This is a genomic window from Microtetraspora fusca (assembly GCF_001570365.1).
Taxonomy (GTDB): Bacteria; Actinomycetota; Actinomycetes; order Streptosporangiales; family Streptosporangiaceae; genus Microtetraspora; species Microtetraspora fusca.
In genome coordinates this window covers 16,159-43,053 of sequence record NZ_BBYK01000063.1, presented here as the reverse complement: position 1 = coordinate 43,053, position 26,895 = coordinate 16,159, and the positions used below count along the sequence as shown (strand labels likewise).

17 protein-coding genes, 1 tRNA gene and 1 CRISPR repeat array are annotated in these 26,895 nt (G+C 68.9%); of the genes, 16 read left to right on the top strand and 2 right to left on the bottom strand.

Going from position 1 to position 26,895, the window contains the following annotated elements; genetic code table 11:
• Positions 1 to 659 precede the first annotated feature (659 nt).
• The 8 genes from AWQ68_RS29820 to AWQ68_RS29785 all read left to right on the top strand — a co-directional run bounded on the left by AWQ68_RS29820 (position 660) and on the right by AWQ68_RS29785 (position 13,676).
• Positions 660 to 1,700, top strand: a complete 1,041-nt coding sequence (locus AWQ68_RS29820) for a hypothetical protein (protein ID WP_157545884.1) — start codon at positions 660 to 662, stop codon at positions 1,698 to 1,700.
• A complete protein-coding gene (locus AWQ68_RS29815; RefSeq protein WP_066946578.1) occupies positions 1,685 to 3,343 on the top strand; it encodes a Cas10/Cmr2 second palm domain-containing protein in 1,659 nt (552 codons plus the stop codon). Before AWQ68_RS29820 ends, AWQ68_RS29815 begins: the two co-directional genes overlap by 16 nt.
• A complete protein-coding gene (locus AWQ68_RS29810; RefSeq protein ID WP_066946575.1) occupies positions 3,340 to 5,670 on the top strand; it encodes an RAMP superfamily CRISPR-associated protein in 2,331 nt (776 codons plus the stop codon). The genes AWQ68_RS29815 and AWQ68_RS29810 overlap by 4 nt, the downstream gene beginning before the upstream one ends.
• Positions 5,667 to 7,277: an RAMP superfamily CRISPR-associated protein gene (locus tag AWQ68_RS29805; protein WP_066946572.1), complete on the top strand. Its 1,611-nt coding sequence runs from the start codon at positions 5,667 to 5,669 to the stop codon at positions 7,275 to 7,277. Before AWQ68_RS29810 ends, AWQ68_RS29805 begins: the two co-directional genes overlap by 4 nt.
• Positions 7,274 to 7,822 (top strand): type III-D CRISPR-associated protein Csx19, encoded by a 549-nt coding sequence (gene csx19 / locus AWQ68_RS29800; protein WP_066946570.1) that lies wholly within the window; start codon positions 7,274 to 7,276, stop codon positions 7,820 to 7,822. Before AWQ68_RS29805 ends, csx19 begins: the two co-directional genes overlap by 4 nt.
• Positions 7,822 to 10,032: a TIGR03986 family type III CRISPR-associated RAMP protein gene (locus AWQ68_RS29795; protein ID WP_066946567.1), complete on the top strand. Its 2,211-nt coding sequence runs from the start codon at positions 7,822 to 7,824 to the stop codon at positions 10,030 to 10,032. Before csx19 ends, AWQ68_RS29795 begins: the two co-directional genes overlap by 1 nt.
• A gap of 152 nt (positions 10,033 to 10,184) precedes the next feature.
• Positions 10,185 to 12,452: a hypothetical protein gene (locus tag AWQ68_RS29790; protein ID WP_066946564.1), complete on the top strand. Its 2,268-nt coding sequence runs from the start codon at positions 10,185 to 10,187 to the stop codon at positions 12,450 to 12,452.
• A gap of 165 nt (positions 12,453 to 12,617) precedes the next feature.
• Entirely contained in the window at positions 12,618 to 13,676 is a 1,059-nt protein-coding gene (locus AWQ68_RS29785; protein ID WP_157545882.1) for a hypothetical protein, read from the top strand.
• A 133-nt stretch (positions 13,677 to 13,809) separates the two neighbouring features.
• Positions 13,810 to 14,432: direct repeats of the CRISPR family, unit length 30 nt; unit sequence GTTGCGACCCCTCGTAGGGGCGATGAGGAC.
• A gap of 170 nt (positions 14,433 to 14,602) precedes the next feature.
• On the opposite strand, the gene AWQ68_RS29780 is transcribed toward AWQ68_RS29785, so the two are convergent.
• Entirely contained in the window at positions 14,603 to 15,937 is a 1,335-nt protein-coding gene (locus AWQ68_RS29780) for a tyrosine-type recombinase/integrase (protein ID WP_066946559.1), read from the bottom strand.
• 128 nt (positions 15,938 to 16,065) lie between these two features.
• Here AWQ68_RS29780 and AWQ68_RS29775 point away from each other — a divergent pair.
• Positions 16,066 to 16,135, top strand: a tRNA-Pro gene (locus AWQ68_RS29775).
• Positions 16,136 to 16,217: 82 nt separating this feature from the next.
• Here AWQ68_RS29775 and AWQ68_RS46265 read toward each other — a convergent pair.
• A complete protein-coding gene (locus AWQ68_RS46265) occupies positions 16,218 to 16,745 on the bottom strand; it encodes a tyrosine-type recombinase/integrase (protein WP_373281554.1) in 528 nt (175 codons plus the stop codon).
• 484 nt (positions 16,746 to 17,229) lie between these two features.
• On the opposite strand from AWQ68_RS46265, the gene AWQ68_RS29765 reads away from it, so the two are divergent.
• Genes AWQ68_RS29765 through AWQ68_RS29735 form a run of 7 tightly spaced genes read left to right on the top strand, consistent with a single transcriptional unit; the run spans position 17,230 to position 26,884 of the window.
• The gene (locus AWQ68_RS29765) at positions 17,230 to 19,311 is read left to right on the top strand and encodes a hydantoinase/oxoprolinase family protein (RefSeq protein ID WP_169809011.1); all 2,082 of its coding nucleotides are present in this window, start codon (positions 17,230 to 17,232) and stop codon (positions 19,309 to 19,311) included.
• Positions 19,304 to 20,962, top strand: coding sequence for a hydantoinase B/oxoprolinase family protein (locus AWQ68_RS29760; RefSeq protein ID WP_066946556.1), 1,659 nt, complete (start codon positions 19,304 to 19,306; stop codon positions 20,960 to 20,962). Before AWQ68_RS29765 ends, AWQ68_RS29760 begins: the two co-directional genes overlap by 8 nt.
• Complete coding sequence (locus AWQ68_RS29755) at positions 20,959 to 21,762, top strand: alpha/beta fold hydrolase (protein ID WP_084464543.1); 804 nt, start codon at positions 20,959 to 20,961, stop codon at positions 21,760 to 21,762. The genes AWQ68_RS29760 and AWQ68_RS29755 overlap by 4 nt, the downstream gene beginning before the upstream one ends.
• A 28-nt stretch (positions 21,763 to 21,790) precedes the next feature.
• Positions 21,791 to 23,341, top strand: a complete 1,551-nt coding sequence (locus AWQ68_RS29750) for an ABC transporter substrate-binding protein (protein ID WP_066946550.1) — start codon at positions 21,791 to 21,793, stop codon at positions 23,339 to 23,341.
• On the top strand, positions 23,341 to 24,255 hold the full coding sequence (locus AWQ68_RS29745) for an ABC transporter permease (RefSeq protein ID WP_066946547.1): 915 nt from the start codon (positions 23,341 to 23,343) through the stop codon (positions 24,253 to 24,255). Before AWQ68_RS29750 ends, AWQ68_RS29745 begins: the two co-directional genes overlap by 1 nt.
• Positions 24,252 to 26,084, top strand: coding sequence for a dipeptide/oligopeptide/nickel ABC transporter permease/ATP-binding protein (locus AWQ68_RS29740; protein WP_066946544.1), 1,833 nt, complete (start codon positions 24,252 to 24,254; stop codon positions 26,082 to 26,084). Before AWQ68_RS29745 ends, AWQ68_RS29740 begins: the two co-directional genes overlap by 4 nt.
• Positions 26,081 to 26,884: an ATP-binding cassette domain-containing protein gene (locus AWQ68_RS29735; RefSeq protein WP_066946541.1), complete on the top strand. Its 804-nt coding sequence runs from the start codon at positions 26,081 to 26,083 to the stop codon at positions 26,882 to 26,884. Before AWQ68_RS29740 ends, AWQ68_RS29735 begins: the two co-directional genes overlap by 4 nt.
• Positions 26,885 to 26,895: the final 11 nt, after the last annotated feature.

The window sequence follows — 26,895 nt, the reverse complement described above, 5'->3', positions numbered from 1 at the left end:
GACGGGTCCTCATCGCCCCTGCGAGGGGTCGCAACATGGTGAGGTTCGCTCTTGTGGTGGCCATGCGTGTCCTCATCGCCCCTGTGAGGGGTCGCAACTTGATCCACGCAACCCACCCTGACGGGGCCTCCTCGTGCTCATCGCCCCTGTGAGGGGTCGCAACGCCGGGGCGTGGGAGGGAAGCTGCGGAACGGCCTGGTAGTCATCATCCCTGTGAGGGGTCGCAACATGACGGTGGGGAGTCGGCATAGATCGTGGTCGTCCTCATCACCCCTGTGAGGGGTTGCAACGCGGTGAGGGTCGGGCATCCGGGCTTGGCCATCATGGTCATCATCGTCCCTATGAGGGGTTGCAACATCTCCGTCCGGTACTCCGCCATGGTCGGCAGGCCCGCCGTTCGCATCGCCCTGTGAGAGGCGACGTCGGCGGGTCGTCGGCTACCAGGGCTAGTTGCTATTCGTATCCATCTCGTCGCCTTTCGTGTCGTCCATCTGTATTGGGTGAAGGCGGAAATGTGGGGCGGAGAGGACGACTGGATGGGGCTTTCCCGGGCTGGGACGACGGGCAGGGCGAGAGCGGCGATGGAGGGTGCGTCGCGGTGGAGCGTGGCGGCCCTCGCAGGTGTCGCGGCGGCGGTCGCCGCCGGCACGGTGCCGGACGTGATCAAGAGCTGGCTGGGCGACCAGCGGGGCTTCCTCACAGCGCTGTGCGTCGCGTCGGCGGCGGTGTTCGCAGGCATCAACCTGTGGCAGCAGCACAGCAAGGGCGTGGGCATCGTGATCGCCCTGCCGAGGGCGAACTGGCGAGCGCCGTGGAGCGGCCAGTGGGCCGCCGCCGCGGTTGCCCACGCGAGGCGGCATCACGATTCCTGCTTCACCGTACGGCAGGACATCATGGCGGCGCGGCCGGAGGACGGTGCGCAGGCGAAGGGCACCGCGCGAGAAGCGCGCAAGGACGCCATCGAGCTCGTCTGCGAGCTGGTGAACGCGCGGCTCACGGAGCTGGCCGAGGCCGATCCCTCGGTCCCGGTGTCGCTCTATGTCAACGCGGCTCTGCCTGACGCCTTCGAACTTGGCGCGAGGTTCAAGTTCAACGTGCATCGAAGGGTTGGCAGCGTAGGTGTATCCCCTCGCAACGACGCGGCCGCTGACTACCGCAAATCGGTCGCCGAGGTTGCCCTGCCGCAACGGGCCGAGTTCACCCGTACGGACTTCTTCACGGCTGTGCGGATCAGCGGCCGGTTGAAGGAGCCGCTGACCCCTGCGGAAGCCGTACGCGCGGCGAAGCTGGCCAAGGTGACCGAGGAGCCCGACTTCGCCGGCGCGCCGGACGGGGGAGCGGTCGCGCTCGTGGTGCATCTCGCGGACAACCCGATGATGGTTGCCGAGGCGCTGCGCGCGGCGCGCGAGGGCTGCCTGGACGTCAATGGGCGATGGGAGCGATGCCGCGCGGCTCTGGTCGTCGACGGCGGTCCGGCCAACATCCCTGAAACCACCGGTGACTTCGAGCTGGTTGTCCGGCACGTCTACGCGGCGTGGTCGGCGTGGATCGGAGCTCGTCCTCACTATGCCGGGCTGCGTCCGCGCCTGTTCATCACCGCTCCGGCCAGCGTCGCCTTCGCTCTCGGCTGGCTGCTGGGGCACACGGTCACCCCGGTTCCACACCCCTACGAGACAGGAGAGCCATGTACGTCGTCGTGATCGGTACGGCGGGCAACCAGCGGTACATCTTCTCCTCCGGCAAGCGGCAGGAGATCGTCGGGGCGTCGGATCTGATCGCACGCGTCAACGGAGCCTGGGCCGACGAGGCGATGGCTGGCGTTTTCCCCGGCTTCGAGCGGAGCTGGCGCATCAAGGACGGCCACGCCGCCGAGATGGTGACCGCGGGCGCGGGCACGATCACTGTGCTGGTCCGTGACAAGGACGCCGGCCGAAGGCTGGTGACCGAGCTGACGGGCCGAGCCCTGCGCGAGGCCCCCGGTCTCGATGTCTGCGGGGTGGTGGTCGAGGCGGTCGGCCCGCTCGCGGACGACATCTCCGCCGCACGTACGAAACTTGCGGAGGTACGTGAGTCGAGGCCGGGGCCGCTGGCGAGATTCCTGCGGCTGCCGCTGATCGAGGACTGCGCCTCCACGGGACTGCCCGCGATGTCACTCCATCGCGAAGGGCGGGGCGAGCCCGTCAGGACGAGGTCGGCGGCATCGATGGCCAAGCTCGGCCATTTCCCGCATGCGCTCGGCCGCCTGGCTCAGGACGCGGGGACGGACGTGGCCACGATGCGGAAGATCGTCGACAGGCTGGGGCTGGAAGCCGACTGGGTAGCGGTGGTGCATGCCGACGGCAACGGGTTCGGCGACCTCTTCCGCGGCCTCGGGAAGGTGGTCGAGACGGACGCCGGAGATCCCGATGCCACGTACGCGGAGGCCCTGCGCACGCTGTCCCTGGGGGTCGATGACTGCGCGAGAAGGGCCTTCCGTAAGGCACTGGCCAAGACGGCGGCCGAAAACGAGTCCGACACTGTGAACGGCAAGCCTCCGGTCCTCCCGCTGGTGCTCGGCGGCGACGACCTGACCGTGCTGTGCGAGGGCGCTGTGGCCCTGCCCTTCACCCGGCACTACCTGGAGGCGTTCGAGGATGAGACCGCGAGCGACGCCAAGCTCCGCCCGATCCTCGCCAAGGCGGACCGTCCTTGCCTGGGGGCGGCAGCCGGGGTGGCGATCGTCAAGCGCAACTATCCGTTCAGGTTCGCCTACGACCTCGCCGAAGAGCTGATCAGCGATGAGGCCAAGCTGGTCAAGGCATGGGGTTCGGCGCTGGCGTTCACCGTGCTGTTTGAGAGCTCGGCGCCCGATCTCGCGCGGATACGGAGCTCTTCCACCTTGGCGGGAGGGTCCGTGGCATCGGCGTCTCCGTACCTGGTTGGGCGAGGAGAAGCCGACCCCCGCGCGGAACGGCGGCGCTGGTCAGACCTCGTCCGCAGGGTCGAGGCGCTGCGGCGTAAGGATGCCGAGTCCGGCGAGCTGCTCATCCCGAGCGGTGCGGTGCACGAGCTGCGCGAGGGGTTGTGCCTCGGGGCGGAGGTGGCGGACGCCCGGCTCGCCCTGCTCCGCACGCGGTTCGGTGGCGCACCGGCTCGCCTGGCGGCGCTGGCGGAGCTGGAAGGGGACCCCGGACGGCTGGTGTGGCGTGATCACAGTTCACCCACCAGCCATGCCGGTCAGGGAAATCACATGAGCCTTGGTCAGGACGGTGACCGGGATGGTGGCGGAGACAGGATGGTGACGGGTCTCATGGACGCCGTGGCGGCGCAGCTCTTCCTGCCCGTGACGGGAGCGGCCGTATGAACATCAAGCTCGACCTCCACATGCTGAGCGACTGGATGGTCGGCACCGGTACTGGAGTTCCTGGTTATGCCGATCGGCTGGTCCAGCGGGATACCCGCGACGCGTCCAGAGCGCCCGCCGCGCCGATCGTTCCAGCCAAGACCCTGATCGGCGTCTGGCGGGACTCCTGTGAGCTGGCAGCGCACGCGCTCGACAGCGGCCCCTCCGGGGTGTGGCACGACTGGTTGGACTTCCTGTTCGGTGGCCAGTACGACGCCGACCGCCGCCATGCCGTACGGCCCGCGGCGCTGGCCCTCGACGGGGCCCTGTGCCTGCCGGGACGACTTCCCGAGCTGCTGCGCGGCCGTCCGGAGGTGGCCTGGGCCGCGACGTTCCGCAAGCCGGGAGTGGCGGTCGATCCGAAGACGGGCACCGCTGAAACCGGGATGCTGCGCTACGAGGAGATGTCCCGGGCGGGTGTCCGGTTGACCGGCCGAGTGCTGATCCGGGGCTTCGACGAGCTGGAGCGAGAGCAGCGGGACGCCGCCGTGGCCTTGCTGGCGGCGGGCGCCCGGTTGCTCGAACGGCTCGGAGGCAAACGGCGTCGCGGCTCCGGCCGCTGCCGGTTGGCGCTGCGTGAGGTCGAGCCCGACTTCGCCGTGCTCACCCGGACGGACATCCCGGCTCCCCCTCAGGACATGCCGTATGCGGTGGCGGACCGCCCTGCTCCGGTTCCCGCAGTGGCCGGTGATGGCTGGGAGTGCGCAGACCTGGTCATCACCGTCGAGCAGCCGGTCCTCGCCGCGGCCACCGTGCAGGGCAACCTGGTCCGAGGCGAGGCGTTCATCCCCGGCTGGTGCCTGATGCCCGAGGTCGCCAGACGGCTCGGGGGACCGGCGCACGCTCTCGTCCGTACGGGAGATCTCGTGGTCACCGCGGCCACACCTCAGTCAGCTGGTGGAGTCCGGACACTGCCGGTGCCGAAAGCGTTCGTGCACGCGAAGGGGAACAAGGGCGTCGTCGCCGGCAACCGGATGGCCGGAGACACGGCGCAGGGCAAGTCGTACCGGGACGGGCACGTCGTGCCGGAGGGTGAGGAAGCGGGTGAGGTCGTCAGCCCGCACTTCTCGCTTCGCATGCACAACACCATCCGGGATGACCTCCAACGGCCGAACCGCGATGTCGGCGGGGTCTATATCTACAAGGCGCTGGCTGCCGGATCGGTGCTCCACGCCAAGGTGCGGGTGCGTTCCGGCCTGATGGAGCCGGGCTGGCAGAAGCAGCTGAGTGGGAGATGGCGGGTCGGTCGATCGGCGAAGGACGACTACGGCCAGGTGCTGGTGGAGGCCCGGCCGGGTGCCCTGCCGAACGGCACCCGGTACGACCCGAGCGCTCCGCGGACGTACGAGGGCACGGCGCCGAGCGCGGCCGATGGCGAAGGCGACCTGCTTCGTATCTGGCTGCTGTCGGAGCTGCTGGTTCGCGACAGCAGACTGAGATTCAGCACGGACCCACGCGACGTGGGCCGTGCGTTGGAGCAAGCTCTCGCCCGAGCGGGCGCGCCCGGGCTGACACTGACACCGCTGACCGAGCCGCGAGGCGGCCGGATCCAGGTCGCACTCGGGGCACACCGGACGGAGAGCTGGCACCGGGGCTGGGGCCTGCCCCGGCACACTCTGTACGGTCTGGCTGCCGGAAGCTGCCTCACCTTCATGGCGTCCGGGGGGCCCATCCCTCCCGAGGCTCTGGACGAGGTCCGCGCTGCCGGGGTGGGGGAGCGCCGCGCGGAGGGCTTCGGACAGGTCGAAATCGATCACGACTTGCTGTTCAGGAGCGCCGACGGCATGACGCCTCACGGCGTTCCCGGCAACGAGCCGGCGCCACCCGCGGCGATCGCACCGGGCGAGGACGGCCACGCCGAGGCTCGGATCTTCGAACGGGCCGCGTGGCGTGCGGAGATTCACCGAACCTGCGAAGCCGTCATGGCGCATTGCGATCGCCGCGCGGAGCTCCTGCCGGTCACGGTGACCTCCACCCAGCTCAACGGGCTGCGCGAGGTCGTCAGGGAACCTTCGATGGAAAGAGCCCGAAACCGGCTCGCACGGCTCACCCGCTCCAAGAAGGGCCGCCCGTCCTGGCCGGAGAAGAGGGCGGAGCTGCTCGCAGCCCTGCTCACGGAGCCCGATCACATCTGGACGCTGCTCGGTCTGCCGGAGGAGAGGCTCACCGTGACGGTCGACGGCGCGACCTCGCTGCGCGCCGATCTGCATGACGAGGCGGTGCGCGTCCTGCTCACCGCCTGCGTGGCGGCGCACAGCCGTGAGCGGGCGAAAGGAGAAGGGGAGTGACGCGCAGAACGGGACGGCACGTGACGAGCCGGGTCCGGGCCCGCGGCTGGCTGCGCACCGAGTCACCGGTGCACGTCGGTGGCCTCGGCACGGACCCGTCGGAGCCGCTGCCGATCGCCCTGGACGGTCTGGGGCGCCCGTACGTGCCCGGCACGACCCTCGCCGGAGTCCTGCGGAGTTGGTCGCGGGGCGTCGATCCGAACGCGCCGCTGCACGACCTCTGGGGGACCGCAGGGGAAGACGACGGGGGCGGGGCGAGCCGCGTGATCGTCGCCGACGCCCTGGTGACGTCCGACACCCGGCTGGACGGTCACGGCCTGCCGGCCAACCCGCTCGACCGCGCGTTCCTGGAGTTCCGGCACTCGGTCGGCATCGACCGGGTGACCGGCACGGCCGCGTCGGAGTTCCTGTACGGCAGGCAGGTCGTCGCCGCCGGGTGTTTCATCCGGCTGGAGATCGACATCGAGACGGCTCCCCATTCGGATCCCGCCGTGGACGAGGCCCGGCTGGAGGCCCTCCTCATGGCGCTGTCGGCGGGGGAGATACGAATCGGCGCGGCCACCAGCCGAGGTCTGGGTTCGGTGCGGCTGCTCGACGACCCTCTTGAGGTCGTCGTCGACCGTTTCGACTCGCCGCAGGGACTGCTGGCCGTCGTGCGAGGGGACGCCGCGCGCGCCCGATCGAGGGCATCGCTGAGCGTCGCAGATCCGGAGCTGCCGGCCCGGCGTGAATTCCTCCACGTCAAGGTCGGCTGGAGGCCGCTGGCACCGGTGATGGTCCGGGCGACGCCGAGCGGGCTCACCGTCGATACGCTGCCGCTCACGGCCCGGGTCGATCAGCGTCACCTGACGCTCGTTCTGCCCGGCGGTTCTCTCAAGGGCGTGCTGCGATCCCACGCCGAGTTCGTGGAACGTACAGCGAGGTTCGCACTCGACGACCCTCCGGCAAGCGCTGCCCCGCAGGCCATCTCCGGGGACCCCGTCGCCGCGTACAGCACCGCGTTCCGGGCGCAGCTCGACCAGCTTCCCGCCGTACGGGCTCTGTTCGGCGGCGCACGCGACGACGTCAAGGACAGGCGGGCGGGAGCCCTGCGGGCCGAGGAGTGCAAGGCGCTGATCACGATCCCGGAAGCGCTGTGGCAGATCGTCACCGGAGCCGACCCCCTGCCGACGACCCCTGCAGGAGAGCGCGCGGAACTGCCGACGGCAGTGCGGGACCGGCTGGACGACCTCGGCATGGCTCAGGCCGACCACGTCGCCCTCGACCGGTGGACCGGCGGCGCGGCCGACGGACGCCTGTTCAGCGTGCTCGAACCGCACGCGGTGGAGTGGGAGCCGATAAGGCTCTCGATCGACCTCAGCTGGCTGGCCGACGGTCGCGAACCCGCGCTGGCCCTGCTTCTGCTTACCCTGCGCGACCTGGCTGACGGGCGCGTTCCGCTCGGCGCGTCCGTCAACAGGGGGTTCGGCGACATAGAGGTCAGCGAGATCACCCTCGTCGGCGGCCCCTGGCAGAAGCAGGTCACGCTGCACGAGGCACTGAACGGAGCGGAGATCTCGACCATCGCCCGAGCGTGGACGGACTACCTGGCACAGGAGGTGTCATGACGACCCTGTACGGCGCCGCCGCCACCGGCGTCACCCTGCCGGAGGCGCTGGAGGCCGCCCGACTGGACGGCGGGTGCGCGCTGCTCACCACGCCGTCGGCGTATCGCATCGCCAGGGTCGAAGCGGGTGGCTGTGTGGGCGTGTCCGGCCGGATGGACATGTCGGCCGCGTACGAGGCGAGGGTCTTCACCTCAACGGCGGAGTTGCGCTGGGTGGAGTCCGGCTACGCGGTGCTGCTTACGGAGGACGAGCGACTGCTGCCGAAGTCGTTCGGCGAGCGGGTGGAGCCGCTGGCCGCCGTCGCGACGTTGGACAGCCGCTATCTCGTCTGGGGCGCGGTGACATCGGCCGAGGCCGGCTGGACCAGCCTCACCTCCTCCCGTGTGGGCAGCCTGGCGGTCCCCTTGGCGCATGCCGGAGAGGAGGACCGCGTCCGGCTGGCCGCCCGCGAGTACGTCGTCGCGGACCGCGAGCACGGCAACGCCTACGTCGCCGAGGAGCGCCTGATCGGATTCGAACCCTACGCAGTGGAAGGGGCCGCGTGATGACCGGCGAATTCCTCAACCCCTACACGTACATTCCGGCGTTTCCCCGCGAGAGACTGCCTGAGCCGCTCCGAGATGCCGCGCCTCCTCCGCGTGACCGGCTGCGTCGCAGCTGCTGGACCGGCCGCATCGGCGTCGCCCTTACCGTGCAGACGCCGCTGCTGCTCCTGGACACCGCCCGGAAGTCCCCGCTGTCCGGCGCCGGGAACAGTAGGGACGACGAGAACGGCTCCGACGGCCACTTCGTCTACCCCGTACACCTCCGCGACGGCCGCCCCCACCTGCCCGCCACCTCGGTCAAAGGCATGCTGCGCTCCGCGTACGAGGCGATCACCAACTCCCGGCTCGGTGTCTTCGAAGGCCATGACAGTCCGCTCGGCTTCCGCCGGGACGCCGGGTTCGCCCTGGGCATGGTGCCCGTCCTCGTTGGGGCCGACAGAGTGCTGTACGAGTTCCAGCAGGCCACACTCAGGATGTACGACGAGAAGGGACTGAGCCTCTTCCCCCGGGACGGAGTGGAAGCGCCCCGGCATCTGGAGAAGCTGCGCGCCCTGGTCAGGCGAGGCAAGAACAACCAGACGGAAGCCGTCCGGTTCGTCCGGGAATCTTCGCCGGATGTGCTCAGACCGGGGTCGGGGGAGCGGTTGGTGAAGGGGCTTGCTTTCATCACCGGACCCAACATCGAGCGCAAGACCTGCGAGCGGTTCTTCTACCTCGAGGAAGGCCAGAAGCCGAGGAAACTCGAAGTCGCGCCCGAACTATGGAGCGAGCTGGAACGGCGGTGGAACAACCTGATCGCCGATTACCGCCGCGCGCACGACGACGCAGAGCTCTTCGGACGCCGCCGTGCTGACGGCGGCGTGGCTCGTCCAGGAGAACGGATCGGCGAAGGCCCGGGGCAGCTTGCCTGGAGCCCACATCTCTACGATGCGGCTCGGCAGGACATCAGGGGAGGTCGGCTGTGCTACGCCCGAAAGGAGAACGGCCGAGTCACAGCGCTCTATCCGGTTCTGGTGCCACGGGATCTCTATCCCGTTTCCCCACGAGAGCTGCTGCCCGATTCGCTGGCGCCGGCACGCCGCTACGACGAGCTGTCACCGGCCGACCGGGTGTTCGGCTGGGTCGCTCCGCAAGGTTCGGGCGCGCGTCCCGCGGCGTACCGTGGCCGGCTACGCATCGGCCCCGTCACCTGTGAGGAGAGCGCCGACGAGGCGGTGGAACGGTTCGACGGAGCCGGCATCCCGATCGCCATTCTTGGGCAGCCGAAGCCTCAGCAGGGACGTTTCTACCTGGCCGAGACCGCCGACCGGCCGGATCGTCCGGTCAGGGACGGGACCCCGAAGGAAAAGCTCTACCGGCCGGGGCGTGGCCTGCGCGGGAGGAAGGTGTACTGGCATCACGCCGGGCTGGACGCGAGCCGGCACTGGAGCGAGGGACAGGGAGTACGCGATCCCGCACAGGTCCGGATCGGCTCCCATTACCGCGAGTACCGCCGCTCTCGGGCCCCGTACGACGAGAACGGCAGCCCGGACGCGGAGAAGAAGCGATACCGGACGACCGGCGAGGAGCAGCGCAACACGCAGAACCGCTCGGTCAAAGGGTGGGTACGGCCGGGGACGACCTTCCGCTTCTCCGTCGATGTCAGGGACCTCGACGACCTCGAGCTCGGAGCGCTCGTCTGGCTGCTCACGCTGCCGCCGGGGCACTTCCACCGGCTCGGTCTCGGGCGTCCGCTCGGGTTCGGGAGCGTGCGGATCGACATCGACGCCGAGAACACCCGACTCCACTCGGGCGAGCAGTACGCCGGCTATTACCGCTCGTTGTCGGAGCCTCTGCCGGACGGTGATGGAGGCAAGATCCTTGAGGCGGCGCGTGAGGCGTTCGTTCTGCTGGTGGAGAGCTCAGACCAGCTGGTCACAGTCAGGGATGCCGTGCTCGCCGTGGCACGCGGCAACCCCGAGCTGCCGGTGCACTATCCCCGCACGCACCCGAAATGGCTGCCGGAGAACATCCCGGCTCCGCCGGATCCCCGGGGGAGGACCTACGAGTGGTTCACCGAGAACGAGAGGTCCGGCAAAGCAGACCGGGGCCGCTCGCTGCCTGGATTGGGGGCCACGGATACGCCGCTGACCACCTACCTCGCGGACGAACGCCGAGAGGATGGTGACGACGGCCGTTCTGGACGGCCGAGACGACAGAGAAGCCGTTGAATCGTAATTAATGCCCAACGCCTACTGCTTTAGGTGCGTGCCGGAAATGACCCGAGGGTGATAGTTCATGACTTTGCGGGAGATGCTCCCGTGTGATGGGTTAACGTCACCCGGTCGATTCCGTTACGACCTGCCATGTGGAAGGCGTTGTCGTGGAGAAAACCGAGGGCGTTCTGCTCGTTCACGCCGTGGGCGGCGGTGATCTGGGGCTGCCGGGAGCCCGGAGCTTCGACGGGCTGCTCCCCGATCTCGATGGTGATCCGCAGGGTGAAGGCAAGGACCGCCGACCGCTGAGGAAAGTGTTCGAAGGGCTTGCCTCCGCCCGGATCCCGGTCTCTCTGGTCGCTCTGCTCGGGACCACCACACCAGGAGGGCCGGGAGGTCGGACGTTCGCCGAGCACGCCGAAGAGATACGGACGCGGCTCACCTCTCAGGGCGGGCTGTACGGCGTGCGTTTCGATCCTGCGGCGGTCTCCGTCGTCACGGTTGAGGCGCCCACCCTCGGAGACGGATCGCAGGCCCTGTGTCGATGGCTCCTGGGGAGGTACCCCACCGAAATCCTGGTCACGTGCGGCTCTGGCGCGTTCGCGCTCAGCGCCGGTGCGGTGTGCGCCGCGCTGGCAGCCTGCCGTCCGGCCCAGATCGTCCACATCGACACGCCACAACGCCCGTACGGTCTCGACAGCCCGCGTGACATGGGTACGCGGCTCTCGTCCTGGCTGCTCCGCCACCGGTTCTGGGACGCTCTTGCCGAAGCCGATCCCACCAACCGTGACGTGTGGGAACTGCTCGCCGCCCGGCAGGCCGGGGACACCACCTACGCCGCCGCCATGCGGGAACGCTCCAATCCGGTCGCTGGCCGCTCCGTCACCGACGGTCAGATCAGCAAGTTCACCGAGACGTTGCCGACCGCGCAGGCAGCCCTTTTCGAGCGGCTCGGGCGCGGAGAGGCCGCGGATTACGGCCTGCTCCGCGCCTGGTTCACGCAGCGTCTCCGCGACCTCTTCAACGGGGAGAAGAGCCAACTCTCGAAGGAAGCTCGCGATCACATTGAGCGGCTGATCGACGCGCTCACCCACCGAGGTGTCGGGGAACGTGGCCTCGTCGGGCACATCCGTATGACTGCTCAGCAGCTCTGGAAGGAGCCGGCCAGCGCATGCGGGGTCATGCTCAAGGACGACGCGCTGATCAGGCTCTATACCGCTGCGTCCACCCATCGGGCCCATCTCAGCTCGGAACGGCTCGCGGGACCGCTGCCGCCCACACTGCTGAACGCCGCCGACCGGTGGGAGAGGGACGACCAGGGGGTCAAGCTGGTCTCCCGCACCGGCATGACCGGGTGGCCGGTGCTGGGCAGCGGCGATGTCCTGGGGCTTCTCGCCGTCGGGTTGGACCACGACGGCAGGGAAAGCGAGGACCGGCTCGCCGTACGAACGGTCCTCGCCGAGTTGCGGAAGAGGCGCGATTCCTTGCTTCGCCGAGGAGCCGTACGACTGCGGCTGCTCGCCAGCGCCGAGGCTCAGGAGCGGGCTCTGGCGCTGCAGTGCTGGGCAGCCGAGGACGGCGACGCGGACGTACGAGTGATCGCGCCTGTCGCCACGGACTTCGGGGCGGCTCGGGATGCCATCGTCGCCGGGCTCCAATCTGAAGCGGCGCCCACCGGGAGGCGAGGGTCCGGCAGCCTTCGCGATGTCGACGAGCTGGCGCTGGTCCTCAATCCGGGACCGCCACTGACCAACTACGGCATGATCGCGGCCGGCGTCGAATGGTCGCTGGCAGCCGCTTGCCCCCTATGGGTAACAGAACTGGTCCGCAGGCCCGACGCGGCGTCCGAGCTTCGCGGAGGTGAGCGGGTGTTGGCGAGGCTGGGTGCCGATCGCATGCTGGCAGGCTTGGCGGTAAGCGCTGTCAGGAGGCTGGACCTTCGGACCGCTCGGCGGCTGGTCGGACGTGGCTCCGACACTTTGCGTCAGGTGATGCCGCTGATCACGGCACTGGAAAAGGACGCGTTCGGTGCCGCTGGTGATGACTGGACGGCTGCCGAGTGCCTTGCCGCGGCGAGGCGGCGCCTGACCCTGCTCGCCGAGATCGGTCGTGAACAGCGACACCGGGTGCCGGCCTTGTACATCGCCGTGGAAACGCTGCGCCCGGCGCTGTTCTCCTGGGGGCAGTGGGCAGATCTCCGCCGGACGCGGCCGGCGCTGATGGAGCTGGGCAAGCTCGCGAACGAGTCGATCCAGGGGCACGGTCTCGATCGGCGCGATCGAGGTCGCCCTCGGGCCCGCTCTGTTGATGTGCGCGAGGCTCTGCGACGCGCTGTGCGCGATCTGGGGGGACCGGCCAGAGGTGATGACGTACTTGCTGTTCGCCACAAATCGGTTGTAAGGGCTCTTGAGGCGATTTATCGGGAAAGCGCTTGACGGAGGCCGGGGCCGTTGGCAGCCTGGTCTCGTTCAACGGCGGAACGCCTGCGAGCTTGAGTGGTTCATTCCGCTCCCTCTGAGGGCCTCGGACTTCGAGGCCAATGTTCACGAGACCGCGTTTTCAGGCGCGTTCTCCTGCCATGCCTCGGAGGGGCAATTCTCATGGACCTCGCCGCAGTCGTTTCAGCATGCGAGTCGACCGCCTTCCATGCGTACTTCTCACTGATCTCACCGGCACTCAGGGACGCCGCGCGCGGGCCGCTGCGCCGGGCGCGGCACAACGGACGGTCGTGCAGTGGAGTGGACCGCACTCGTTGGTGCGATGAGTGCGAGCAGGTAGTCGCGGATCACCTGCTCAATGGATACGCCAGGCTGCGCAAGGCGCTCGCGGGAGCACCAGCGCGCACGCGGTCGGGGGAGGCGGTACGCGAGATGGAGTCGGCCGTCCGATGGCTGACGTCGTCCGATGCCGCTCGAGAGAGGCTCGACCTCGTGGCTCGCCAGATGCGGAGGCGGCCCAGCGACGAGGAGCCGCGCGGAGTTCGCGCGGCCCGCGCACAGCTCATCTATCACCCGCTGCGTAGCATCGAGGCGCGGGTACGCCGTACGGACGCGATGAGTCGAGGGGCATCGGCGAAGCCTGAGCGTGACCTCCGGACGTCCGACTGGGCGAAGCCGCTCCGCGAGGACAAGGCGGCTTTCGAACTTCTGGAGGACGCCGTCATCAGGTTGCGCAACGGCGGCCTGGATCTTTACGACATTCCCCGTGGTCTGCTGGAACGCCTGCAGCTGGACCCGCCGGCCGCACGGCGCATGCTGCGTGAGTCGCTGGAGCGTCTCCGCACCCTCCGCCCGGGCTTCTACGCGGCCAATGTGGCCGGGTACCTGGGGGAGGAAGCCCTGATTCCCGGCGCTACTTCCCAGCAGGGGCCGGAGGAGACGTTCATCCTCGAGGAAGCGAAGGAATCAGCTCGGCGGACGCTGAACAAGCTGTTGGTGGCCGGGCCGCGGACACGCGCGCGTTGTCAGGAACTCCTTGCCCGACTTTCCGGTGATGTTCCTCCGGACGGCACCGAGATCATCCCCTGGACCATGACCGAGTTCGGGATCAGCGTTATGGCGGCCGAGCGTTTCCTGCGGCGCCTCGTTCGCCTGGTCACGCTCGCGGACCTGGACTGGGTCGCCGATCAGTGCGCTAGCCTCCGCCTGAAGGGCGACTGAGCCCGAGAGGACCTGTGCTCTTTGGGAGCCGAGTCGGCTCCCAAAGAGCCCCCGCATCGGGCCGCGCTCGCCGACCCCTCGCAGGAACGATGAGGACGCCCGTCGATATGTGGCAGCTCGCCCGAGAACTGGAGTTGCGACCCCTCGTAGGGGCGATGAGGACACGCCGGGTTCTCCCGTGACGCGATCAACCGCTACGCGTTGCGACCCCTCGTAGGGGCGATGAGGACATCTTCTCGGGGTGCAGCGTGCGCGAGGTGCGATTGTTGCGACCCCTCGTAGGGGCGATGAGGACCTGCGGCTTGCCGGTCACTACCTGGTCGACGACGTGTTGCGACCTCTCGTAGGGGCGATGAGGACGGGGGATTGGATGGACTACCCGCAGCCTGCCCGCTGGTGTTGCGACCCCTCGTAGGGGCGATGAGGACGGTCGAGTTCCTGATCTGTCCCAGCGCGCTCACCTTGTTGCGACCCCTCGTAGGGGCGATGAGGACGAGCACACCGAGCGCGAGATGTACGCCGCCACCGTGTTGCGACCCCTCGTAGGGGCGATGAGGACGAGGACTACCGGCCGGTCCGTGAGATCGGACGGCACGTTGCGACCCCTCGTAGGGGCGATGAGGACGCGGACGGCTCGTGGTCGCTCCCCGGCGGCAGCCTGTTGCTACCCCTCGTAGGGGCGATGAGGACCGCGTGCCTTGACGCGCCCGCCGGACTCGGCGAGCGGTTGCTACCCCTCGTAGGGGCGATGAGGAACCCAGCATAAAGGCGCAGGTTAGCGACCTATTATCCCGGCGACCCGGGCGGTGTTTTGCAGCGAACCTCCGGTTGTGCAGAAAACCCGGGAGGTTTGCTGCAGCAGCCATGATCACCTAGGTGAACGTGTCGCTTGAATGATATCGCCGCGTGTGGCATTGAGCTGTTGTTCACCTTCGAGAACGTGATCGTGTGCGGGTGAGAGCGTCGAGGGCTGTTTCGTCGGCGTCGGGGAGGGTGTGGAGGTATTTCTCGGTGGTGGAGATGCTGCCGTGGCCGAGACGTTCTTTGACGACCTGAAGGTCGGCGCCGCCGGCGAGGAGCCAGGAGGCGTGGGCGTGGCGGAGGTCGTGCATCTTGACCTTGAACTCCAGGCCTGAGGCCGCCAGTGCGGGTCGCCATACTTGGTCGCGGAACCATCGGCGGGGGATGTGGCCGTCGCTGTCCCATTGTCGAGGTTGGCGCGGGTTGTCCTTGCCAGTGGCTCGTCGTTCTGCCCGGTATGTCGCGTAGGCGTTCTTGCAGTGCTGGCAGCGGCACTTGCCCGCGGAGTACGCGCTGAGCGTGCCATGCCGATACCGCCGCCCGGCTTCGTTCGGCTCGGTTAGGCCCACGTGCTCGGCTGGCTGTGGCGCCGCCTGCGGTGCGGGCACTTCGGGGCGGTAGACGAAGAGCAGGTCGTCGCGCTCCAGCTTGCTGTCCTTGATGTGCTGCTTGAGCTTGGCGGCGATCGGTGGGCTGATCTTGAACCGACGGAACTCCCTGTCCTTGGGGTACTCCTTGATCAGAAACCGTTTGCCCTCAGGGTGGTGCTTGGGGTTGATCTCGACGACCGTGCGGCTCACCGTGACGAGGCAGTTGATGAGTTCGAGGTCTTTGACGCGGAGTTCGGTGAGCTCGCCCCAGCGCATGCCGCTCTCGATAGCGGTCTCGGCCAGGAGCCGAGTCTCGTCATCAGGCAACGCCAAATAGAGCTGGTCGAACTCCTCGGGGGAGACGATGCGCAGCGGCTTCTTGGGTACGGTCGGCGTCTTCACGCCCTTGCACGGATGCAGGGAGGTGACCTGGTCGTTCAGCGCCGTGGTAAAGATGCCGCTGAGGATCGACTTGTTGAGCCTGATGGTGGCGGGGGAGAGACCGCGCTCCTGCTGGTCCTTCACCCAGGCGCGTACGTCACTGGGGAGGATCTCGATCATGCGCATGGGCCCGAACCACTTCATGATGTGCGCGTAGATCGAGTACGTGTACCCCTCGCGGGTCGTGGCCTCCATCATGTGGTGCGGCAGCCACTCCTTCTCGACGTACCGCTGGAACGTCTGGCGGCTTCGGGCGGCGTTTCCCGCTCGGCCCTCGGCGACTCGAGCTTCCGCTGCCTGCCAGGCTTTGTCGGCCGCCTTCTTGCTGGCGAAGGTCCCGGCGGAGTGCCGCTCTCCCCGGATGTCCCGGTAGATCGCGGTGTAGCGCTTCTTGCCGTCTGCCCCGACCCTGACATAGGAGTGGCCCATGCATCCCCCATGATCGTCCGTTGCTCATTTGTTGCTGTATCCCGCGTCAGAGACCGAGACGCGGCGACAGGATTCGACAGCTGATCAAGCCGTCTACCTGCACTTTAGCCTGGACGACGCCTTCGGCGCGGGATGAGATTGAACGAGAAAACGTGACTGGGGGTCAAGGGGTCGCAGGTTCAAATCCTGTCGTCCCGACAGTAGAACAAGGCCTGTCGGCCGGGGCAAGAGCCCTGGTCAGCAGGCCTTGTTGCTGTGTCGTGGGTGTTCTTGGGATCAGCTAGACGGCCCTGAGCCGGGGACCATCTGGGGACCGTCTGACCGCGAGATGGGCGCTGAGCGCGGCCCCAGCCTCCGAGATCGAGCGCATGTCGGGGTGAAGGTATCTCTGAGTTGTCGTCAGTGATCCATGTCCGGCGATCTTCCTGAGCACGTGGACCGGAACGCCGGCGTCGGCCATCCAGGTGAGCCCTGTGTGCCGCAGATCATGCCGGCGAAGGTGTTCGTAGCCGAGGCGTGTCACCACGTCATCCCAATGGGTGGCGTCCCGGAGTACCGCGGTGGTGATGCGTCCGCCCCGAGGGCCGGTGAACAGCCGGGCGGAGGGGTTCGAGCCGAGCGCATCGAGACGCTGGGTGACCAGGTCACGCACTTCCAGGATCAGCGGGACGACGCGCGCACGCTTCCCCTTCGTTCCCTTGTCCACGGCCCCGCCAGGGCTGGGGGTCGTCTGCCGGCGCACCGTCCATGTCCACGCCGAAGATGCCGACCAGCCAGGCTTGGCGAAGTCCTGCACGCGTATCGACATGCTGCTTGAACTGCATTGATGAGACTTTCGGCAGGTGCAGGGATGTCAAGTTCACCGACGTCTTCGATGCGGTCGTCATCGGTCGGCGTAACGGTGATGGGGACGCCACCGCGCACGCTCCAGGCGAACGGCACCTGCGGTCGGTGCTGATGGAATATGCCGATTACTACAACGGCTATCGGCCGCACCAGTCCCTTCGGTAGCGACCACGCGATCGCGACGAGCGGTCCGCCGTACCGCTCGAAGGCCAGGGGTGGTGCCGGAAGGTGCTCGGCGGACCGGTCGACGAACATCACAGAGCCGCGTAGCCGTACCAGAGAACTCCCAGCTCAAGCCCTGTGCGATCGATCTTGAAGCGATACACGCCTGCCTCAGGCGGCGGGCCTGGTCCGGCGTGCGATCCGCAGGTATGTGAACGGCTCTTGACGAGGGGATGGCTTCGTCGATATCTATAATAAGTATCATATATGTTAAGGAGTCGATCTTGCGGGAAGTACCAGATCCAGAGGCCCCGCGGGCAGCCGCCGGACATGTGATCGCGGTGGATGTCGGTGGGACATTCGTCGATGCCACCCTTTGCGACCTCGCGACGGGCCACCGCTGGGTGACCAAGGTCCTTTCCCATCAGGGCCCGATCGATGCGTTCCTGCGGGCGGTCGAGGCCGTGTGCGCACAGGCGCGCATCACACCCGACCAGATCGCGCGGATCGTGCACGGCACGACGCTGACGACGAACGCGTTGCTGGAGCGCGACCAGCTCGAGACGGCGCTGGTGACCACGGCCGGCTTCGAGTCGGTGCTAGAGATCGGCCGGCACGACTCGCCGCGCAGTGGCAACGTGCTGAGCTGGCTGAAGCCCCGCCGTCCGATCGGCCGTGAGCGGATCTTCGGGTTGGCCGAACGCATGTCGTGGGACGGCGCCCCGCTCCAGGCCCCCGCCGAGAAGGCGCTGGAGCCGTTGATCCGGTCGATCGCCGACCTCGGCGTCGCGAGTGTCGCGGTGGCCTTCCTGCACAGCCATGTCAACCCGGCGCACGAGCTGTGGGTACGCGATCTCCTCTGCGAACGGCTGGACGGCCTGCTGGTCACGCTGTCGCACGAGGTGCTCCCGCAGGCGGGGGAGTACGAGCGGACCATGGCGGCGGTGCTGAACGCCGGCGCCCAGCCGGTGGTCACGCACTATCTGACCGGGCTGCGCGACGCGCTGCGGCAAGCGGGCGTCGCGGCCCCGCTGTACGTGATGGCGTCCGATGGAGGCGTGGTCGGCGCCGAGTACGCGGCCCGATTCCCGATCACCACGGTCCTGTCAGGGCCGGCAGGTGGCGCGAACGCCGCCGCGCGGCTGGCCCGCTCGCACGGCATCGACCGGTCGTTCGCCCTCGACGTGGGCGGCACCAGCTCCGACGTCAGCTGCGCGGTCGATGGCGTGGTCGACATCAATACGGATGCGTACGTGAGCCACTTCCCGATCGGCCTGCCCGTCCTGGACGTGCACACGGTCGGCGCGGGCGGTGGCAGCATCGCGTCGATGGAGGCGGGCCGCTTCAGTGTGGGCCCGCGCAGCGCCGGATCCAACCCGGGCCCGGCCGCATACGGCTACGGCGGCACGGTACCAACGGTCACCGACGCCCTCGCTGTGCTCGGCTGGCTGCCCCGCGAGTTGGCCGGCGGCGCGCTGACCCTCGACCACGCCGCCGCCGAGTCCGCCCTCGTCGAGGGGCTGGGCTCGCTGTCCGGTGGGGACCCCGAGGCAGCGGCCGTCCACGTGCTGCGGATGGCCAACTCCCACATGGCCAACGCGATCCGCACCATCTCCACCGAGCGCGGGCGTGACCCTCGGGAGTACTGCCTGGTCTCGTTCGGCGGGGGCGGCAGCCTCCACTCGATCGAGGTTGCCAGGCAGATCGGTATCCGCAAGGTGCTGGTGCCGCTCAACCCGGGCGTCTTCACCACGGAGGGCCTGCTGTCGGCCGACGTCGCCCGCTACTACGTGCGCTCGCTGCCCGACCGCCCGGTGCTGAAGGAGCTGGACCTCGACCGCCTGTCGCGCGTGCTGGACGAACTGGTGGCCGAGGCGGGCCAGTGGTTGGCCCAAGACGGCAACCTGCTGGAGCGCCGCTTCACCCCGCTGCTCGACATGCGCTACGACAACCAGGGATTCGACCTGACCGTGCCGCTGGAAGGCTTCGCCGACTCGCCGGGCGAGGCGCTGGAGAGAGCACGCAAGGCCTTCGATGAGACGCACCGCGACCGCTACAGCTACGCCTTCGAGTCCGTGGACGTGCGGATCGTCAACGTCCGCCTGCGCGCGGCCGGCCTGGTGCCGCACACCGACGTGTCGTTCGAGGCCGCGGATGGCGGCGAACGCGCCACCACCCGGCGGGTGTTCTTCGACCCCGAGGGCTGGCTGGAGACGACCGTGCTCCGCCGTCCCACCCTGAAGCCCGGTCACGTGGTCAACGGGCCGGCCGTCGTGGAGAGCGTCGACTCCACGGTCGTCATCCCGCCGGGCGCCGCCGCGACGGTGACCCCGCTCGGCGCCTTGGAGGTTGATGTGCATGTCTGAGACCACCGACCTGGCCACGCGCGAGATCGTGTACGGCGCCATCCGGGCGACCACCGACGAAATGGAACGCCTGATCGGGCGGACGGCGATGTCGGAGGGCTTCCGCGACAAGAAGGACTACTTCGTCGGCCTGTTCGACACACGCGGCCGGATGATCTTCGCGCTTGCGGGCCTGACGGGCGCCGGACTGGTCGACCCCATCCTCGATCACTTCGAGCTGGACGAGGTGGCCCCGGGCGACATCTTCTTCTTCAATGACCCCTACACGACGAGGGGGGCGGTGCAGCACCTGGGCGACGTGGTGGTCTCTGTGCCGATCTTCTGCCAGGGCGAACTGCTCGGCTTCGCCGCCGGCTACGGGCACGTGGCCGACCTCGGCGGCTTGCGCGAGGGCGGCGGTGCGGGCAAGGCGACCGAGATCTTCCACGAGGGCATCGCGTACCCGCCGATGCGTGTGGGCCGCGATCACGAGATTGATCCGTCGTTCCTGCGCCTGCTCGAGCGCAACTCCCGGCGCCCCGACCTGGTGCGCGGTGACTGGCGGGCGCTGCTGGCCGCCTGCCGACTCGGCGCCGCCCGCGTCGACGCCCTCGCAGAGCGGTACGGTCGGCGAACGCTGCTGGAGACCATCGACTGGGCGCTGGCCCACACTGCCGCCCGGGTACGCCAGATCCTGGACGAGCAGATCCCCGACGGCACCTACGAGACCGTGACCTCCGCGGACGTCCCGGGTCTGGGGCTCACCGGACTCCAGGTGTCGGCCTCCCTGCACCGCCGCGGTAACGAGCTGCTCCTCGACCTGACCGGCACCTCTCCCGACGTTCCCGTGCCGATCAACTACCTGGCCACTCTGAGCGGGGTGCAGCTGCTGCTGGCCAGGGTGCTGCTGGTGTTCGACGAGAACCTGGAGATGAACCAGGGCATCCTGGACACTCTCACCGACCTGCGGCTCACCTCTGGGACGTTGGTCTCGCCGGAGTTCCCGCGCCCGCTCAACAACCGCTCGCTGGTCAAGTCGATCGTGCTCAACTGCCTGAGCACGCTGGTCGCGCAGGCCAACGGCGGCCACATGACAGCGAATTTCCCGACCTACATCGTCTGCAACTTCCAGTTCCCCAGCGGCGTGTCCTACTCCGAGTCGCTCGGCGTCGGCTTCGGCGGCCGGCCGTTCGGCGACGGCCCCGACGTCATCTATGGCATGGCGCAGCGTAACTATCCGGTCGAGTTCGTCGAGCCCACCTATCCGGTGCGGATCCGCAGCTACCGGATCAACGACGGCTCCGGCGGTCCCGGCAGGTTCCGCGGCGGGTGCGGCGCGGTCAGGGAGATCGAGGTGCTACAGGAGGCCACTTTGAACCCGTCGATGAGCCACACCGACGCCGGGCCCGACGGGCAGCGCGGCGGCGGGGCGGGCCGGCCCGGCTCGATCGTGGTGGAGGGTCGCGACGGCGAGCGCCGCCGCGTCCCGGGTGTCTCGGTCGGCACGAAACTCCAGCCCGGCGACGTGGTCGTGCTGAGCTCGGCCGGCGGTGGCGGGTGGGGCGACCCGAAGGAGAGAGACCGGGAAGCCGTACTGAGGGATGTGCGCGAGGGCTTCGTCTCCGCCGAGGACGCGGAGCGGGACTACGGCGTCACGGTGGGATCCCGATGAGCACGCTATGCCTACCAGGGCGCACCTTGTACTACGAGATCCACGGCGAGGGCTTCCCGCTGATCTACGTGGGAGGCTTTGGCCTGACTACCGGCGCGCACGTCGCCACCGTCGACGAGGGTCTGCGGGAACGTTTCCGGATCATCGTCTTCGACCACGCGGGACTCGGGCGCTCGGACCCCGCGCCGGGGCCTGGCCGTACTGAGGAGATCGCAGTCGACGTGGCGGAGTTGGCCCGCCACCTCGACCTGTCGGACGGCTTCCACCTGGCCGGTACCGGCGGACTCGGCGCCTGTGTCGCCCAGCACCTGGCCATCATGAAGCCCCCGGGGCTGCGCAAGGTGATCCTCTCGCAGGGCTGGGCCTTTCCGGAGCCCTTCCACACCGCGCAGAGCCGGACGTTCTACACGCTACGGCAGCAGAGCTACGAGGCGTACGCGACCTACGGCGTGACCGTGGCGTACCTGCCCGAAGACGTGAACGCGCACTACGCCGAGCTCATCCGCGTCGCTCCGGACGACACCTCCGCGGCCGCGCGCAAGGATGCCCACCTGCGGCTCATCCACGCCAACATGACCCACGACGCCCGGGACGGCCTGGGCTCGATCCGCGTGCCCGTGCTCGTGGTCTGCGCCGAACTCGACCAGCTCGGCGCGCCCCGGCTCTCCCGCGACCTGGCCGATCGCATCCCTGGCGCGAGATTCCACCAGATCCCCGGCGCGCCGCACGTCATCTCCAGCGTCCGGCGTGCCCGCGCCGAGCGCGAGCGCGCGTTCGTGTCCTTCCTGACCGAGAACTGACCGGTCGTCCCCCGGAAAGCAGGCAACCATGCGCCTTACCGCCGTCTGTCTCTCGCTCCTGGCGCTCGGCGCGACCGTCGCCGGCTGCGGAACGTCGAATGACGACGCGACGCTGACGATGGGTCTCTCCACGGCCCCCACCACACTCGACCCGTCACTGGCCCAGGTCGGCTGGCTCGTCAACGGGCCGATCCAGCTCGCATACGAGCCGCTGATCAGGATGGGCAACGACGGAACGCTCCAACCGGCCATCGCCGCCGGCTGGAAGTTCGTCGGCAGCGACAACACCAAGCTGAGCGTGTCGCTCCGCTCTGGGGTCAAGTTCGCCGACGGCAGCCCGGTCACCGCCGACGCCGTCGTCGACTCGATCAACCACATCAGGAAGGCCGGCGGTCCGAACGCCTCCGCCGCCTCCCTCATCAGCGGTGCGAAGAAGGTCGACGATTCGACCGTCGAGGTGACAGCCACGGCCCCGGTGCCCAACCTGCCTGCGCTGCTCACCCAGTCGTGGCTGGTCGGCGACGTCATCTCGCCCGCCGGTCTGGCCGCGGGGGACAAGCTGGCCACGACCACATACGGCGCCGGGCCGTACACATTGGACTCGTCGGCGACGGTGGTGGGTGACACGTACACCTTCACAGCGAACCCCCACTACTGGAACAAGGCCCGCCAAGCGTTCAAGCGTGTCGTCGTCAAGGTCATCACCGACGGTAACGCACTGCTCAACGCGATGAAGTCGGGCCAGGTCGACTTCGCCGGCGGTGACTGGGCGGCCGCCTCGAGCGCAGGCAGTGCCGGCCTGAAGGTCTCCGGCGTCGGCAACTACTTCGCCGGCTTCTTCATCGTCGACAGGAGCGGCGCCACCAGCAAGCCGCTCGGCGACGTCCGGGTACGGCAGGCCATGAACTACGCCATCGACCGGGCGTCCATCGCCAAGGCCGTCTACCGTGGCTACGGCCGTCCCACCAGCGCGTTGACCTCACCGGGCGCCGACTCCTACGGCAAGGCCGTGACGGAGGCCTACCCCTACGATCCGGGCAAGGCCAAGAGTCTGCTCGCCGAGGCCGGCTATCCGACCGGCGTGGACGTCTCTCTGGACGGGTGCAAGATCCAGCTGCGCAACTGCAGGCTGGTGCAGCAGGCGATGATCGATCAGCTGGCCAAGGTCGGTGTCCGGGTCCACCCCGAGTTCGGCGCCGACATCGCGACCTACACCAAGATGTCGCTCAGCAAGAAGTACGGCCTGGTCTACATGAGCTACGGCACCTCGCCGTTCAATCTCATGCACACCAGCCTGGCCTCCATGCTCGTCACGCCGTACAACCCGTTCGGCGACTCCATCCCCGAGGTCACCGCGCTGGTGCGCAAGGCCGACGCCACGGCCGACACGGCCGAGCGCAACGGCATGTACAACCGGGCGCTCACCACGCTGACCGAGCAGGCGTGGTTCCTCCCGGCGGTCAACCACGACACGATCTACTTCTCCCGCGCCCGTGTCGGCAACGTGCCCGACCGGTATGGCGCCTACATCTCCGCGCCGGACGTCACCCAGTTCACCGCACACGCGGGATCCCAGTGATGCGCCGCGTCATCGTCAAACGGCTGGCCTTCGCGGTGCCGCTGACACTGCTGGCGAGCTTCCTGTCGTTCGTGCTGGTCGCGCTCAGCCCGGGCGACCCCGCCGTGACCATCCTCGGCGAGGGAGCGACCCCGGAGCAGTACGCCGCGCTGCGCTCCCAGCTCGGCCTGGACCGGCCGTTGGTCATCCAGTACGGGGACTGGCTGTGGCACGTCCTGCAGGGTGACCTGGGCCGCTCCATCATCACCAAGGAACCGGTGCTGTCCGGCATCCTCGGCCGGGCCACACCCACGATGAGCGTGATCGTCGGGACCACGATCGTCAGCGCACTGATCGGAGTCGCGATGGGCATCCACTCCGGCGTCCACGGCGGCGTCTCAGGGCGGGTCGTGGACATGCTCTCGCTGGTCGGCTTCGCCGTACCGCACTACTGGGTGGGGCCGGCGCTGGTGGTGGTGTTCGCGCTGGGCATGCCGCTGCTGCCGGCCACCGGCTACACGCTCGCCGGGCTGGTGCTCCCGGTCGCCACGCTGGCCATCAGCGGGGCGGCCGCGATCGCCAAGCAGACCAGGGACTCGATGCGGGCCACCATGCAGGGCGAGTACGTGCGCGCGCTACGGGCCCGCGGCCTGCCGGAGCGGCGCATCGTCTACCGGCACGCCCTGCGCAATGCCTCGGTGCCGGTTGTCACCGTGGTCGGGTTGCTGGTCGTGCAGTTGCTCAGCGGCACCGTGATCGTGGAGTCGATCTTCGCCATCCCCGGACTCGGCGGCCTGGCGGTGGCCTCGACCCAGCAGCACGACCTGCCCATGATCCAGGGGGTGGTGTTTGCGTTCACGATGGTCGTGGTCGTCGTCAACCTGGGTGTCGACCTGCTCTACCTGGTGCTCAACCCGCGGGCCAGGGTCGCATGAGGCGCCTGGAGCTGTTGATCCCCGCCGCGGTGCTCACCCTGGTCGTGCTCGCCGTGCTCTTCGCTCCGCTGCTGGCCCCGCACCAGCCGCTCGAGCAGAACCTCGACGACGTGCTCGGCTCGCCGTCGGCCCAGCACTGGTTCGGCACCGACTCGCTCGGCCGCGACATCCTCTCACGCATACTGTACGGCGGGCGGGTCAGCCTCAGCGGCGCGGCCATCGCGCTGGCGGTCTTCGTCGCCCTTGGCGTGCCCCTCGGCCTGTGGGCCGGGTTCACCAGTGGGCCGGCGGACCGGACGATCACCTGGCTGGCGGACCTGCTGCTGGCCCTGCCGACTGTGATCATCCTGCTGGTCGTGCTGGCCGTGTTCAAGGACAACGAGGTGGTGACCATGGTCGCGCTCGGCGTGACCGGGTCCACGTCGATGATCAGGGTTGTCCGCGGTGCCACGAAGGCCGTGCGCGGCCAGGTGTTCGTCGTCTCGGCCGAGGGGGCGGGCCTCAACCAGTGGCATATCCTGCGCCGCCACGTGCTGCCGCACGTGCGCGGCCCGATCACCGTGCAGGCCACGTTCTTCGCGGCCACCGCCGTGCTGGTGGAGACCTCGCTCGGCTTCCTCGGCCTCGGCGTCCAGGCGCCCAGGCCGACCTGGGGCAACCTGGTCGGGGAGTCGATCCAGCAGATCCAGCCGGCTCCGTGGTTCCTACTGATCACGGGCGGGGTCGTCGCCCTCGTCGCCCTCTGCGTCGGCCTGGTCGGGGACGCCATCCGCGACATGACCGCGACCGAGCCCGACCTGCCATCGCCGTCCAGGCCCGCCCGCGCCCGTCCCGGCACGGCTTCCACCTCGCCATCCTCGGGCGTGCTCGCGCTGGAGAACGTCACGGTCTGCCATGGTGGGGTGACGCCACTGGTCACCGACGTGTCCTTCGCCCTGCGTGCCGGCGAGGTCGTCGGGCTCGTGGGGGAGTCGGGGTGCGGCAAGAGCATGACCGCCAGGGCCGCGCTCGGCCTGCTGCCCGACGGCGTCGAGCTGGTGTCCGGGGTGGTTCGCGTCGACGGCGCCGACGTCGCGGCGCTCTCGTCGGCCGCGCGACGCCGCCTACTCGGCCGGCTCATCGGGTACGTGCCGCAGGACCCGGTGCCCAGCCTCGACCCGTCGTTCACGGTCGGCTCCCAGCTGGCCGAGGTCGTCGCGACGGAACCCGGCTTGTCCCGGGCCGAGGTTCGGGAGAGGTGCGCGGACCTGCTACGCCGCGTCCGCGTGCCCGACGTGCCGCGGGTCCTGGCCAGTTACCCGCACCAGATCTCCGGCGGCATGGCGCAGCGGGTCAACATCGCGCTGGCGATGGCGCTACGCCCCAGGATCCTCATCGCCGACGAGCCGACGACCGCCCTCGACGTGACCGTGCAGGCAGAGATCCTCGATCTGCTGCGCACGCTCGCCGCCGAGCAGGACCTCGCGGTCCTGCTGGTGACGCACGACTGGGGCGTGGTGGCCGACCTGTGCGAGAGGGCCGTGGTGATGTACGCCGGTGAGGTGGTCGAGATCTCGCCGGTGGCGACCCTGTTCGCCCGACCCTCCCATCCCTACACCCGGGCGCTGCTCCGCGCCGACCTGCGCGGCAGCACGCCGTTCTCCCAGCTCCCCACCATTCCCGGCGTCGTCCCCGCGGCCGGGGCGTGGGCGTACGGCTGCCGCTTCGCGGATCGGTGCGTCCTGGCCGCCGACGAGTGCCGTGCGGCTCCGGTACCGCTGCGCTCCACGCCCGACGGCGTCGCCCGATGCGTGCGGTCCGACGAACTCCAGAAGGCGGAAGTGCGATGAATCCCCTGCTCCGTGTGCACGAGCTCGGCGTACGCTTCCACATGCGCCGCTCGGAAGTGGTGGCCGTCGACGGCGTCAGCTTCGAGGCCCGCAAGGGCGAGACGGTGGGCATCGTCGGCGAATCGGGCTCTGGAAAGACGACGCTGACCGGGGCGGTGCTCGGCCGTGTACCGATCTCCTGCGGCCAGGTGGTCTTCCGCGGTGAGGACGTCACCCACGCCACTCCCCGACGCCGCCGGGAGCTGACGGCCGAGCTGCAGCCCGTCTACCAGGATCCCTTCAGCTCGCTGAACCCGGCTCGGACGATCGGTCAGACGCTGGAGGAGCCGCTGCTCGTGCACACCAGGTTGCCGGCGGGGCGGCGCCGTACCAGAGTCGAGGCCGCGCTTGAGCAGGTCGGGCTGTCGGGACGAGACCTCGACCGGCTGCCGCGGGAGTTCTCCGGCGGGCAGCGGCAGCGCATCGCGATCGCCCGCGCGCTCGTCGCCGAGCCGAGCCTGATCGTCCTCGATGAGGCGGTCTCCGCGCTCGACCTGTCGGTCCAGGCGCAGATCCTCAACCTCCTGTTGCGGCTGCAGGCCGACCTCGGGCTCACCTACCTGTTCATCAGCCATGACCTCGACGTGATCAGGCACGTGTCGCACACCACGGTGGTGATGCGTCGCGGCCAGGTCGTCGAGGCGGGACCGACCGCCGAGATCGTCACCTGCCCCGCCAGCGAATACACTCGCAGGTTGCTGGACTCCACGCTGGTACCCGACCCCGAGCTGCAGGCGGCCCGCCGCGGACGAGTCATATAAAATACTTGACC

Bases quoted from the DNA above. Each gene is read 5' to 3' on its own strand.
- AWQ68_RS29815 (WP_066946578.1), top strand. From the start codon at position 1,685: ATGTACGTCGTCGTGATCGGTACGGCGGGCAACCAGCGGTACATCTTC.
- AWQ68_RS29810 (WP_066946575.1), top strand. From the start codon at position 3,340: ATGAACATCAAGCTCGACCTCCACATGCTGAGCGACTGGATGGTCGGC.
- csx19 (WP_066946570.1), top strand. From the start codon at position 7,274: ATGACGACCCTGTACGGCGCCGCCGCCACCGGCGTCACCCTGCCGGAG.
- AWQ68_RS29795 (WP_066946567.1), top strand. From the start codon at position 7,822: ATGACCGGCGAATTCCTCAACCCCTACACGTACATTCCGGCGTTTCCC.
- AWQ68_RS29785 (WP_157545882.1), top strand. From the start codon at position 12,618: ATGGACCTCGCCGCAGTCGTTTCAGCATGCGAGTCGACCGCCTTCCAT.
- AWQ68_RS29780 (WP_066946559.1), bottom strand. From the start codon at position 15,937: ATGGGCCACTCCTATGTCAGGGTCGGGGCAGACGGCAAGAAGCGCTAC.
- AWQ68_RS46265 (WP_373281554.1), bottom strand. From the start codon at position 16,745: ATGTCGATACGCGTGCAGGACTTCGCCAAGCCTGGCTGGTCGGCATCT.
- AWQ68_RS29760 (WP_066946556.1), top strand. From the start codon at position 19,304: ATGTCTGAGACCACCGACCTGGCCACGCGCGAGATCGTGTACGGCGCC.
- AWQ68_RS29755 (WP_084464543.1), top strand. From the start codon at position 20,959: ATGAGCACGCTATGCCTACCAGGGCGCACCTTGTACTACGAGATCCAC.
- AWQ68_RS29750 (WP_066946550.1), top strand. From the start codon at position 21,791: ATGCGCCTTACCGCCGTCTGTCTCTCGCTCCTGGCGCTCGGCGCGACC.
- AWQ68_RS29745 (WP_066946547.1), top strand. From the start codon at position 23,341: ATGCGCCGCGTCATCGTCAAACGGCTGGCCTTCGCGGTGCCGCTGACA.
- AWQ68_RS29740 (WP_066946544.1), top strand. From the start codon at position 24,252: ATGAGGCGCCTGGAGCTGTTGATCCCCGCCGCGGTGCTCACCCTGGTC.
- AWQ68_RS29735 (WP_066946541.1), top strand. From the start codon at position 26,081: ATGAATCCCCTGCTCCGTGTGCACGAGCTCGGCGTACGCTTCCACATG.